Raw genomic sequence first — 12,987 nt, 5'->3', positions numbered from 1 at the left:
CTAATTTGGAGGAAATGAAAATGAACAAAAAATACTATACGTTAGCTTCTACGGCAATTGTAGCGGCAGTGGCATTAACAGGCTGTGTAGAAACAAAATCAGATGTAAAAGAAAATGATAAAGAGGTCGACGAAACAGCGGGTGCAAAACCAGTTATTGAAGTGTTAGGTATGGCGGCAAACGAACAAGACATCAACATCGTTCGTGACCAATTGGTGAAGAATGGATTTGATGTTAAATTAAATATTCAACCCGATTATGGTTCATTTAAAGCCCAGGAAGATGGAGGTAACTATGATATCTCACTTTCAGGTTGGACAACGGTAACAGGGAACCCTGATTATGCAGTGCGAGGCTTATTCAAAACAGGTGGCGATTATAGCCGAATTTCTGATGCGACAGTGGATAAATTAATTGACGAAGCAAGTACGTTAACAGGGGATGAAGCAAAAGAAAAATATAAGGAATTAGAGCAAGCATTAGTATTTGATAATGCATATATTGCGCCTTTATACATTTCTCAAAAATTCCAAGGTATTTATGCAAAAGAAGTGAATCCGGATACAGTTCGTTTACCAAAATCACGCGCGCAAGCATGGGAATCGATTTCGTTTAACGATGCAGCAAAAAATAGCTCAGAAACATTAGTTTTACAACAAGCCTCTTCTTCCTTAACATCACTTGATCCAGTGAAGGGGAATGATGGGTCAATCAATACATTAAATACGAATATGAATGTCCGTTTAGTGAACTTAACGGATACAGATGAGGTCGTTTCAGATGGTTCATTATCTTACAATCATGCGATGTCAGAAAATAAAGATGAATACTATTTCGTCCTACGTGATGATATTAATTTCGCAAAAGTAGAAAACAAAAAAGCAGTAGATACGGGCGATTTAGTATCAGCTGAGGATGTTGTATTTTCATTAAATCGTGCAAAAGATCAAAAAGCAGTACCAGATCACCGCACATACTCGATTCATGAAAACATTGAAACGGTTGAAATTGTGTCTGATATTACGTCATTAGAAGCAGTTAAAACAGCAGATGGCGGTACAGTTTTAGATGCGCTATCAAAAGACCTTCCATCGGCAGTTGCAGAAGTTGTAACGAGTGAAGCAGACGTAGACAATGCAGCAGGGAAATACCAAGTAGTGAAAATTACGACACCTGCAGCATTCCCACAAGTATTAAACTACTTAGCGCACCAATCGGGAGGCATTGTTTCAGAAGCAGCAGTGACAGCAGTAAATACATTTGACGTGGCAAAATATGACCCAAATAAAGATGTAGCATACGGTGACCAAGCGACAATTACAGAAGGCGCAACATATGCCAACCATTTAGCTGCGTCAGGTCCATATATTTTAGTTCAAAAAAATGACTATGAAGCAACGTTCGTTAAAAATCCAGCTTACCAAGTAGGCACGGAAAACGAACCAAAAATTAATAATATTAGCGTTCGTTTCATCCAAGATAATGACAGTGCATTATCAGCGCTGCGAAATGGTGAAATTCACGTATTACAAACGGTTCCAGAAACGAAAGTAGATGTAGTCGAGGGCGATACGAACTTAAAATTAAAAACATTTGATAGTAATGCTGTAAGCTACTTAATATTCAATCCAAAAGGACGCGAAGTTTCAGAATCAGTTGACTTACGTAAGGCTGTACTTTATTCAATCAATCAAGATGAATTTATCAGCTACTATCAAGGGAAGAAAAAACCAGCTGTATCAACGGTTTCTCCATTAATAGATACAGGCTTAAAAGTAGAAGCGGATAGCGCGAAAGTGAAAGAGTTTTTAAACGCTTATAACGCAAGTAAATAATGAAACGTGCCCGATGCGGTAGACAGGTTGAAAAATTTGTTTACGCATCGGGCGTTTTTTATCTTTGTTCAATAAAAAACGCACTGAACGAAGATAAGCCCCCGACGGATGTCACAGATTTAGAAAGGTTAATTGTACGTATGCCTGCACAATGCAGACCCAGATACAATTAAAATCTGAACGCAATTATGCCGAGGTGTAATTAATCTCGTTTCCTCTGTAAAATTTTTCAGAATGTAAACTTGCTTCCAGCGCTGTTTCATGTCAAAATCAAAACCAATACGCATGTCGAAAAAAGGGGCTGGCTGCAATGAGGAAAATTTTACTAGTCGATGATGATGAAGCAATATTAAATTTACTAGCGACGTATTTTAAACAATGGCATTATGAAACAATCAAGGCGAGCAATGGCGTCGAGGCGCTTGATATGATGGATGAAACAGTGGATATTGCTGTTGTAGATGTCATGATGCCAGTCCTAAATGGCTTTGAATTAACGAAAAAATTAAAAGAAGATTGGGAAATTCCCGTGTTACTACTTACTGCGCGCGGACAATTAGAAGATAAACGTGAAGGGTTTTCGGCCGGGGCTGATGATTATATCGTTAAACCATTCGAATCCGAGGAAATGCTTTTTCGTGTACAGGCGATTTTGCGTCGGTACGATAAATTAACGATTTCTAAGTTAGAAATAGGCGATCTGACATTAAATCGAGCACAGTTTGAAGTTTCCAAAGGGCATATTTCAATTGTGCTGCCAAATAAAGAATTTGAGCTGTTAGAGCTTTTATGTAGCCGAACTCGTGTCTATGAGCGTGCCCATATTATGGAGCTCGTGTGGGGTGATATTGTGAGTGACGATACATTGAACACACATATTAAGCGATTACGCGAAAAATTAACACGGTTAAAAAGCAATATTACAATCAAAACGATTCGCAACGTCGGGTATCAAATAGAGGTCATTCATGAAAACGCTATACAGTAAATTTATCGTTTTTACACTTGCAACATTTTTAATTAGCGCAACTTTTAGTTTTTTATTAACGAACGCGTTTTACCACCAAGTGATGAAGGAAAAAAACGATGCCAACTATGTCAAGTTAGCTACGGATATTACGACCTATATTCAAACGCATCCACCAGATTCGTTAGACGCGTATTTAACACAGCTAGGTCAAATCGGGTATCAAATTTATTTAGCAGATGAATTTGGGAAACGCACTTTTTACGGAGATGAATACCGATTAAAAGAGTTAGAAACGGTGGAAATTAATCGCGTTTTAGCAGGTGAAACGTACCATGGAGTTGGAGAATACCCACAGCAGCTATTCATAACAGGCTTCTTTTCAAACGATTTAAAAAATACAGTCGGGCTCCCATTTGAATATGAAGGGAACAATTATGCACTGTTTATGCGCCTGGATATTAAGCTACTATTTAGTGAAATGCATTTTATTATCGCTGGGTTTTTCATCTTCATCCCCGTTGTTAGTATTCTTGCTATGATTTTAGCCGCTTGGTATTTAGTCAAACCGATTCAACGCTTATCGAAAGCGACAAAATTAGTGGCCTCGGAAAACTTCGATGCACATATTGATGTTGATCGTGCGGATGAAATTGGTACGCTCGCGATGAATTTTAACTTAATGACGAAAGAATTAAAAAAACAGCGGGAAATTCGCAAAGAGTTTATTCGCAATGTGTCGCATGATTTCCAAACGCCACTGCAAAGTATAGGTGGCTACGCATCGCTTATTCAGCAGCAAAAAGCGGATGCTGAACGCACGAAGCAGTACGGTGAAATTATTGAGCGAGAAAGTGAGCGGTTATCCCATTTAACAAAGCAATTATTATTATGGCAAAGTGCGACGAAACTAGCGGAACAAAAAGAAAACCTCGCGCTAGATGCTATCATAAAACAAGTCGTCAATGAACAGCAATTTTTGCTACAACGAAAAAATATTTCCGTATGGATGGAGCTTGTTCCATTAGAAATGTACGGAAGTGAACCATTTATTATACATGCCATCGAAAATTTAATAAGCAATGCGGTGAAATATAGTGAAGCAGGAACTGAAATTAGTGTGTCAGGAAAAATAATCGATAAGAAAATTGAGCTTGTAATTCAAGATGAAGGGCAGGGTATTAGTGAGGAACATATCGCGCGGATTTTTGAACCATTTTACCGAGCAGATGAATCCAGATCGACACCTGGTACTGGTTTAGGGCTTGTCATTGTCAAGCAAGTTGTTGAAATGCATGATGGGACGATTGCTGTACAAAGTGAAAAAGGTGTAGGGACGAAATTTACATTGACGTTTCCTATTCAATAAATAGCTGTTGTCGTTCAGATTCAGTTCAGATACGTATTTTATACTCTCTATAAATCAAGTTTATGGAGGGTATTTAAATGGTAGAAAAAAAATGGGGTATCCGCTTTATTCGTTTAGCAGCAATTTTTGGATTAATCGGTGCGTTCATTGGCTCTGATATGTCGGGTTCAGGTAATTATGCATTACGCCCTGTTCATGCGCATATTTTAGTTGTCGGCTGGTTGTCACTTGCAGTTTGGGCATTATTTTATCAATCATTTGTTGTGAAATCAAAAAAATTAGTGCATTTACATGGCTGGACAGCAGTAATCGGAACAATTGGATTAACGGTCGGTATGCTCTTTTACAATGTCAATCCGTTTAACTTTAATGAAACGTTCACATTAGTTTTCTTCATCGTTGGCGGCACGATTTTATTAATCAGCTATGTCATCTTTATTTGGATTACTTTTACGCTGAAAGCAGTGGAAGATAAATAAAATTAAAAATAGGCTCCACCTTAGTAGAAAGAGTTTAATTTGTTTAACACCTGTGTAGTTTTGGAAATAGATTTTTCATAGAAAAAGATTGATTAAAATCATCTCTCCCCTAAAGATTTGTTAGAGGAGAGATGATTTTTTATTGGATATTTATGTTAAAATTATTGTAAAGATTGTGAAAAAATGTACTTAAACTTAAGGGACAGGTTAATACAACAAGAAGATTGGCAAAAATAGGAAAAGGAGTAAGGTTTTTTTATGCAATTAAAAGAATTTATTACCTTTCTAAATAAGTTAGAGGAAAATAGTATTTTTTATAAGCTAAATAAAGACTTTAGAAATCCATTGTGAAATGTTATTTGAAAAATATCTAAAATGAACCTTTCGAAAACTACTATATCAATCCCAACGAAAACGTACTACAAAATGTAGGATAATACTCAAATAATAATAGTGGAGGAAATAATCTATGAACTATCAAATGAATGATAAACTACTAAAAATATTAAAAAAAGTTTACAACAAAAAGAGATATGATAAAGACGAAAAAGGTTATTATCGTGAAATTGATCATGGAGATGAATGGGATAATGAAAGAGCTGTTTATATTTTTTCAACAAATATTTTAAAAGATGAGGAAAAGATATATTTGGAAGAAAGTTCTTATCCATTAAAAGAGATTGAGCATTTTACTCACGATAAAGTGATTGATGAATTTAAGATATTAACCAAAAATTTCAATGTAACGATGGATAAAGCACTTCAAGCTTATGTAGCAGGTATGAATAGTTTTCCAAGGGGAAGACAACCAATATTAAGCTATCTTTATGCCCATCAGTGTAAAAATCATACCTACCTAAGCGAAACAGATTACTGTCAAAAATGCAGTGTTAAAAAAGAAAAATACTTAAATGTGGGAGAAGTGTTATTCAGTTATTATTATGGTGGTTCATGGAATGAAGGTGTTGAATTAATGTTGATAGAATTAAGAGAGTTTTCACAGCTAGATGTTCCAACCCCAACAGAAGATGATATCGTAATCTTTAGAAAGTTAATAGATATAATCAGAAATGCCCCTCAAGGAGAAACGCCAGGAAAGTTAGAACAGCGAATAAAATCGGAAAAGGTATTTCCTAAGTTCAGTAAATATAGTGTTCGTGGGCAGCTCTTATCCTTAGCAGAACTTGGAATAATGCCAAATGATTTTTATCCGCCAATGGTTGATAGATTCGTAGATCCCTTTGAAAGAATGAAACTTTATGAGAAGGCAAAAGGCTCCCCACGTTCCGATATTATACTTCCACTAGCTGCTTGGCGTGGAGAGTATGGAATTGATGAAGAACGATTAGATAAATATTTCGGAAAGTATAGTAAATAATTTTAGCTAGGAAGAATAAGAGAAGTTTTTACGAATCGGATTTTAATCTTAAAACTAGATGGCGCGCTAGGTTATCTTCTAAAAAGGCGTAATAAGGAATGTGAAGTATTGTACTTAAAGTAACGGGTGCTTTATCTGAACAAGGCTGCCTTTAGGGTAGCTTTTTCTTATTGAATAAACGAGGCAGTTTAATACAAAAAGATGGTTTATTTAGAAGGACGTTGTAAGTAGTACTCATACATAATGAAAATCATATAGAGAAGGGAACACAAGCTAATGAAATACGAATGGAGAAAACAAGAGAAGAATTTATATATCCCAAAACAAAAACCTGAACTTGTAACAATTCCAGAACAGAAATTTTTATTGATAAAGGGAAAAGGCAATCCAAATGAGCATGAATTCGCTGAGAAGATAGGTGTTCTTTATTCTTTGGCTTATGCGGTCAGAATGATGCCGAAGCAAGGATATACTCCAGATGGTTATTTTGAATATACTGTATATCCATTAGAAGGCATTTGGGATTTAACTGAAAAAGGAAGAAAATTAGACTCATTAAATAAAGATGAATTATTATATACTATTATGATCAGACAACCAGATTTTGTAACAAAAGAAATAGTAGAGAGAGCATTTGAAAACGTAGAAAAAAAGAAACCACATCCATTCTTGCATGATGTAACGTTCGATATAGTTCAAGATGGTTTATCTGTACAAATGCTTCATATTGGTCCATATGATGACGAACCACAGAGTTTTGAATTGATGAATGAATTCATTAAAAATAATAATCTTGAAAGAACTTCATTACAACATAGGGAGATATATCTTTCAGATTTTAGAAAAGTTGCACCTGAAAAATTAAAAACAGTTTTGAGATATAATGTTAAGTCAATAGAATAGTGGAAACTTTTAACTCTTTCGGGGCAGTTTAGTTGAAAAAGGATTTTCACTTTTAATTAAGAATTTAAAAATAAGAGTGGATACTGTTATGCAGCTAAAATATAAACAATGCAATTTGCTGATGTTCTTTTTTATACTTTTAGTACTACAATTCATAATAAAGAAAGGGCTGATTCGTTGAGCATTTATGAGAAATTCAATCATTTACTTGTAGATGAAAAGCACGAGGAAATCTTAATGCTATTAGAAGTATTTCGTAATAGCAGAACACTCACAGTTGAAGAAAAAGCATGGGTATATTGGAACATTTCCGATAGACTTGCTATCATGCGTAAACCCCGCCAAGAATATGAGATTCACTGTGAATTTGTTAAATGGGGAAAGATAGCTTTAGCACCTGATAAACTGCACTGGTTTGTTTCGGATAACACACAATCTTTAACATTATCATTAGGTAATTATTTTGAAGAATGGTATGACTGGTACTTATATGCATGTGAGCATTCTTTAAGAAACGAAAGTAACAGAGGAGTAAGATTTGAAAGTCATCGTGCAGCAGTCTCTTCTCTTTTAATGTTGAAGAAGTTTTCAAGCATTGACGTCCCCCTTATTAATATGTTGGACTTGATACAAGAGGACAGTGAATGGGAAAACAATCCTTTTGCAGAATTAACCTATTATTCGTTTCTATTAGATAAAGCTTCTAAACTAGAAGAACAAGAATTGATCAAAGAGTCATCTGAAAAAATTGCTCATTTGATTAATCATAAGCTCTTAGAAATACTCGATGATTCAATTATTCCAATGGAGAGTGATCCCTTTGTTTTAGGTAGTTGGGAGCAATTAAACACGTCCCGTCTTACAAAGCGTTCTATTACAATAGCTTTAAATAATTTAGGTTGTACATTAACCAAACTTAAAATGCATGAAGAAAGTGTTAGAATATTTAACTTAGCTATACAGTATAAGCTTAAATTTAATGAATATGGATTGTCTTTATATCTTTTATCAATCTGGAGCCTTCATAATTGTAGTTTAAAAGTGGTGAAAGCTTGGAAGAGAAATGGAGGGAAAATTTCGAATATAAACGAGTTACTACTAATTGCACCTGAATTGAAAAATGTAGATTGGGATATTAGAGCTTTGTGATTTTCATTTCAAGGGAGAGCGAATCTTAAATATGTTTCTGCCAGTCTTACTCCGTTAGAAATGACTTTTAGAGTATCTATGAATCATAGATACTCAATAAATATCTTCCGTTAAAGGGCGCGATTGTTGAATAAGCTTTACTTCCCTTTTTAAACTAACGAGGGCTTTACTTGAAGATCATTGTGTTGCTTATGCAGCTCTTTTTTCTTATTGAACTAACACAGCAGGATAGTTCAATAAGCATAACTAGATTTTTGTTAACTCATTATGGTAAATGCATTAATAATTAGAGCTTATGTTCGTATCGGACGTTTTAAAGTAAAGGTGGATTTTACTTAAATAAGTATAGAAACTTTTAATCTCTCACATGGGGTTTAAAAGTAAAACTAATGGGAGGTGGAGGTTATGAAAAAAGAAGTCGTCGTTTTACTAAGTATGTTATTTGGATTGATTGTTTCGGCTATCGTATCCATTTCGATTCTTTTCGCAACTAAATTCTTTACGGGAGGCGTTATGGATTTTGGAGCAGATAAATGGATGTACATGACATTAACGATCCCTGTCGTAATTGGGTTTGGTGTGTTGGGTGCATATTTTTACAACCATGCAAATCTAAGTAATAAACAGATGTGGAAGATTACTCTAATAAGCGTACTCGCTATTAGTTTGCTTAGTGGAACTGTTGGTACGATTATCAGTGATGTATTGATTTATGGCAGCGAAGGCGTAAATTTTGATGGGCGCATCATTTGGGGTGTATTATATTCGATTTTTGCATTACCGATTACCTTATTTATTGGTAAATTACTCATCGAAATATTGGCGGAATTCGTTGCATCGGTGAAGAAAAAAGATGCTTGAACAGCATCTAAACACACGAACTAATTATTGTAAAAAAAGGAATTCGAAAAATTGAACGGGGTGAAAAAATGTATTGGGAGAGTTTACCGAAATTATTTTGGATAATTTACTATTTATTTTTAATAACGACGCTTGGAACAGCAATTTTTAATGTTATTCGAATGAAAATGATAAGTTTGTCCGTTATTACTATCGTTTTTACAGTAAGTGTTCCGATAATTAGCTTTGCAAACAGTATTGGGAGAGAAAAAGGAGTTAACGAGTTTGAACATTTAGTTACTCAATTACAACAAGGTTCTTTCTGGTCTATTTTTGTAATCATCGCTTTTTTATATCTTCTTGTTTGGTGGGGTATGTTTTTAATCAAAAATGTAAAAAAGGAAGTGTCTTATTAAGCAAACTGGTGCTTCGTATGGTTCTGGTGCAAAAACTTCAAGACAATGGCAATTAAAATCTAAATCTTGGACATACTGATACTATTACTCTAAAAAAGGTGAGTGATCAGTATCGAAAAGCAAAATGTATTCAAGTGGCAACATTATCAGGAATATCGTAGAGCAGGGTCATCGCTTTATTAAAAAACGAATTCGCCCGATGCTTGGATAGAGGCTATGCACATGATCAAAAAAGGACAGACTCTCCAAGGGGAAAAGTCCGTCCAAAATCAAAAAGAATTCATCCATCAACTGTAGCTAAGTTTTCATTTGTAAGCTTTTACTATTTGTTGAATGAGAGGAGTTCCGGTTTCTACTAAAGATTGATTATCATATTTAAGTCCCCAATAATAAATAGTTCCCATTAAAGTTTGGATAATCACTTGGAAAAATTGTTTTTTTGAAACAATTTTTTTTAATGATCCATCCTTATTTCCATCCTCTATAATTTCTAAAATAATTTTAAAAAGTTTTCGATCTTCGTTTGTAAAAAATGTATGCTTTTGGTCAACAATCGCTGCAGAATATATAACCCTCATTAATTCCTTTCCCATCTCTTTTTCAATGCTCGCATAAACGGATAAACAAAATGCTTCTAAACGATCAATTGCCAACTGGTGTTCTAATCTAATTTGAGAATATATATTTACATAGCTTTCATCCATTTCCATAAAGCGCATCATAAAAATACTAGACTTCGATGGAAAGTGTTGATAAAAGGAACCTTTAGAAGTATCACTTTCTTTGACAATACGATCAACAGAAATTTTATCATAGCCATACTTTTCAAAAAGAGCTAGTGCAACAGTCATTATATGCTGTTGTTTCTGAATCCCGCTCTCAGTTTTATTATCGGTATTGTACATATTATCTCCTTTAAGTGTTTATTTTGTAAAAAATAATTGACTTACTATAATTACCATTATATCATTAGACTACAGTCTGGTCTATGGAGGGGATGAGAATAATGAAAAAGCTTAGAAAGCCAGAAGAGTTATCTATACTTTTTGAAGACTCTATGCGTTTACTTGTTGGGGGCTTTGGTATTTCCGGCACACCACTAACAGTTTTAGACGCCCTTGCTAAATTTGAAGCAGGTAACTATGAAGTTGTTAGTAATAACCTAGGGGACAGTGGAAAAGGATTACACAAAGTTTTTATGGCTGGGAAAATCGACAAAGCTATTGGATCCTTTTTCACAATTAATAAAGAAGCCATAGAAGCATGGTCAAAGGGAGAATTAAAAATTGAGCTTTTACCTCAAGGTACTTTAGCAGAAGCAATTCGTTGTGGAGGCGCTGGCATTGGTGGTTTTTATACCCCAACAGCATTAGGTACTAAATTGGCCGAAGGAAAAGAAGTACGTGAAATTGACGGTGTTCGCTACTTATTTGAAAAAGCAATCAAAGGGGACATAGCATTAATAAAAGCGGATAAGGCGGATAAAGCAGGTAATCTAGTTTACCATTCAACAGCACGTAACTTTAATCCAATGATGGCAACAGCAGCTAAAATTGTTATTGCTGAAGTTGATGAAATTGTTGAAATTGGCGAAATTAGCCCAGAAGAAATTGTAACTCCACATATTTATGTAGATTATATAGTGAAAAGTAAATATGTAAAGCAAGGAGGGAGTTACATTGAAGCTAGATAATAGAGAACTAATTGCTAAAAAAATAGCAGAAGAATTACAAGATGGAGATGTTGTGAATTTAGGGGTAGGAATTCCAACTCTCGTAGCAAAATATATTGAAAATCACAATGTTTATTTGCAAACTGAAAATGGTTTAATTGGGATGGGACCACCGCCAGATAAAGATAACATTGATATTGATCTAATTGATGCTAGTAAATCACCAGTAACAATTACACCTGAAGCGGCATATTTTGATAGCGCATTTTCTTTTGGAATGATTCGTGGAGGACATGTAGATGTAGCAGTTTTAGGGACGTTAGAAGTAGATTGTTATGGGGAGATTGCCAACTGGGCTGTGCCAAATCAACCAATTTTAGGAGTTGGTGGAGCGATGGATTTAGTTGCAGGTGCAAAAAAAGTAATCGTTGCTAGTACCTTGTTTACAAAAGACGGTTCATCAAAATTAGTAAAAAAACTAACATTAGACTCCAGTGGAGAAAGAAAAGTTGATCAATTCGTAACAGAATATGCAAATTTCATGTTTCAAGATGGCGAAGTGATTGTAAAAGATATTTACGGATCATTGAGCTTTGAAGAACTTGAAGAAAAAATTGGTTTTCCTTTAAAACTAAAAATAACTAAATAAGTTAGGGAGGATTAGCTATGTGGAGTTTAATTACAATCGTTATCTCATTAATACTACTAATTGTATTAGCACTTCGTGGTTATAGTATCATTATTATTGCTCCAGTTGTCAGTTTGTTTGTAATGGTAACAAATGGATTTCCAATATTAGAAACATTCCAAGAAACATATATGTCCGGATTTATAAATTATGTAAAAAATTACTTCCTTATATTCTTATTTGCCGCAATATTCGGAAAGTTGATGGATGATAGTGGTGCTGCTCGTCAAATTGCTAACTTACTACTAAAAGTTGTTGGTAAAGATAGCAAATATAAAGTATTAGTTGCAATAATGATTATTTGTGCATTTTTAACATATGGTGGCATTAGTCTATTCGTAGTTATTTTCGCAGTATTACCGATTGCTAAGCCCCTGTTTAAAGAATTAGAAATTCCTTGGCATCTGTTTATGGCTCCATTCTTTACTGGGATAGGAACATTTACAATGACGATGTTACCAGGTACACCATCTGTTCAGAACATCATTCCGACTAAATATTTAGGTACAACTGTAACAGCTGCCCCATTATTAGGAATTATCGCTGCGGTATTTGTTATTGCGATTAACTTATGGTATATGAAGTATGCATTAAAACGCTCTGAAGCAAGAGGCGAAACATATTCTGGTATGAAAAACCCTGATAACGATGAAAAAGGAAGTATTAAAGATATTTATGAAGGGCGTAAATTACCGAATCCAATTATTAGTTTAATCCCACCTATTGCTTTATTAGTCATTTTAAATTTATTTGAAGTTCAAATTATCTATACATTAATGGGAGTTGTTGTATTAACTACAATTTTATTCTGGAAATATATCGAAATCAAAAAAGATACAATTAATAATGGTGCTACTTCAGCAATATTACCAATTATTAATACAAGTGCAGATGTTGGTTACGGTTCAGTAATTGCGATTACAGCAGGCTTCACAATATTTAATGATGCTATGGCAGATATTCCAGGAAGCCCATTAATTTCACTATTTATCGCGACTACTGCATTGGCTGGTATCACTGGTTCATCAAGTGGTGGTTTAGCAATTGCTATGGAAGCTCTTTCCCAAACATATTTAAACCTAGGATTAAATCCAGAAGCTATGCACCGAGTGGCTTCGGTCGCCTCTGGAGGATTAGATTCATTACCACATAATGGTGCTGTAATTACGATTTTAGTAGCTTCTAAATTAACTCATAAGGAAGCATATAAGCATATTTTTGCAGTATCAGTAATTGCACCACTAATTGCTTCGATTCCAATGTTAATTGCTGCAGTTTTATTATACTAATT

At 34.6% G+C, this 12,987-nt stretch carries 13 protein-coding genes and 1 pseudogene; 13 read left to right on the top strand and 1 reads right to left on the bottom strand.

What is annotated here, in order from left to right:
- Positions 1-20: 20 nt before the first annotated feature.
- The 10 genes and pseudogenes from CSE16_RS10950 to CSE16_RS10905 all read left to right on the top strand — a co-directional run.
- On the top strand, positions 21-1,835 hold the full coding sequence (locus CSE16_RS10950; RefSeq protein ID WP_099423933.1) for an ABC transporter substrate-binding protein: 1,815 nt from the start codon (positions 21-23) through the stop codon (positions 1,833-1,835).
- Positions 1,836-2,145: 310 nt separating this feature from the next.
- Positions 2,146-2,823: a response regulator transcription factor gene (locus CSE16_RS10945; RefSeq protein ID WP_099423932.1), complete on the top strand. Its 678-nt coding sequence runs from the start codon at positions 2,146-2,148 to the stop codon at positions 2,821-2,823.
- Positions 2,804-4,171, top strand: a complete 1,368-nt coding sequence (locus CSE16_RS10940; protein WP_099423931.1) for a HAMP domain-containing sensor histidine kinase — start codon at positions 2,804-2,806, stop codon at positions 4,169-4,171. The genes CSE16_RS10945 and CSE16_RS10940 overlap by 20 nt, the downstream gene beginning before the upstream one ends.
- 77 nt (positions 4,172-4,248) lie before the next feature.
- The gene (locus tag CSE16_RS10935) at positions 4,249-4,650 is read left to right on the top strand and encodes a hypothetical protein (RefSeq protein ID WP_099423930.1); all 402 of its coding nucleotides are present in this window, start codon (positions 4,249-4,251) and stop codon (positions 4,648-4,650) included.
- Positions 4,651-5,119: 469 nt separating this feature from the next.
- Entirely contained in the window at positions 5,120-6,028 is a 909-nt protein-coding gene (locus CSE16_RS10930; protein ID WP_216641119.1) for a hypothetical protein, read from the top strand.
- 276 nt (positions 6,029-6,304) lie between these two features.
- Positions 6,305-6,931 carry a GyrI-like domain-containing protein gene (locus CSE16_RS10925; protein WP_099423929.1) on the top strand — a complete coding sequence of 209 codons (627 nt, stop codon included), beginning with the start codon at positions 6,305-6,307 and terminating at the stop codon, positions 6,929-6,931.
- A 237-nt stretch (positions 6,932-7,168) separates the two neighbouring features.
- Complete coding sequence (locus tag CSE16_RS10920) at positions 7,169-8,080, top strand: hypothetical protein (protein WP_157764796.1); 912 nt, start codon at positions 7,169-7,171, stop codon at positions 8,078-8,080.
- 405 nt (positions 8,081-8,485) lie between these two features.
- Entirely contained in the window at positions 8,486-8,941 is a 456-nt protein-coding gene (locus tag CSE16_RS10915) for a hypothetical protein (protein WP_099423927.1), read from the top strand.
- Positions 8,942-9,009: 68 nt separating this feature from the next.
- Positions 9,010-9,336 carry a hypothetical protein gene (locus CSE16_RS10910; protein ID WP_099423926.1) on the top strand — a complete coding sequence of 109 codons (327 nt, stop codon included), beginning with the start codon at positions 9,010-9,012 and terminating at the stop codon, positions 9,334-9,336.
- A gap of 145 nt (positions 9,337-9,481) precedes the next feature.
- A pseudogene (locus CSE16_RS10905) lies at positions 9,482-9,633 on the top strand (IS6 family transposase); the annotation flags it as partial.
- A gap of 8 nt (positions 9,634-9,641) precedes the next feature.
- Here the strand turns inward: CSE16_RS10905 and CSE16_RS10900 are convergent.
- Positions 9,642-10,241, bottom strand: coding sequence for a TetR/AcrR family transcriptional regulator (locus CSE16_RS10900; RefSeq protein ID WP_099423925.1), 600 nt, complete (start codon positions 10,239-10,241; stop codon positions 9,642-9,644).
- Positions 10,242-10,342: 101 nt separating this feature from the next.
- Here CSE16_RS10900 and CSE16_RS10895 point away from each other — a divergent pair, with 101 nt between their 5' ends.
- Genes CSE16_RS10895 through CSE16_RS10885 form a run of 3 tightly spaced genes read left to right on the top strand, consistent with a single transcriptional unit; the run spans position 10,343 to position 12,985 of the window.
- Positions 10,343-11,029: a CoA transferase subunit A gene (locus CSE16_RS10895; RefSeq protein WP_099423924.1), complete on the top strand. Its 687-nt coding sequence runs from the start codon at positions 10,343-10,345 to the stop codon at positions 11,027-11,029.
- Positions 11,016-11,657 (top strand): 3-oxoacid CoA-transferase subunit B, encoded by a 642-nt coding sequence (locus CSE16_RS10890; protein ID WP_099423923.1) that lies wholly within the window; start codon positions 11,016-11,018, stop codon positions 11,655-11,657. The genes CSE16_RS10895 and CSE16_RS10890 overlap by 14 nt, the downstream gene beginning before the upstream one ends.
- A 17-nt stretch (positions 11,658-11,674) precedes the next feature.
- On the top strand, positions 11,675-12,985 hold the full coding sequence (locus tag CSE16_RS10885; RefSeq protein ID WP_099423922.1) for a GntP family permease: 1,311 nt from the start codon (positions 11,675-11,677) through the stop codon (positions 12,983-12,985).
- Positions 12,986-12,987 lie beyond the last annotated feature (2 nt).

The sequence above is a fragment of the Solibacillus sp. R5-41 genome, assembly GCF_002736105.1.
Lineage (GTDB): Bacteria > Bacillota > Bacilli > Bacillales_A > Planococcaceae > Solibacillus.
Note: the sequence above shows the minus strand (reverse complement) of the source record. Positions and strands in the feature narration are given on the sequence as shown.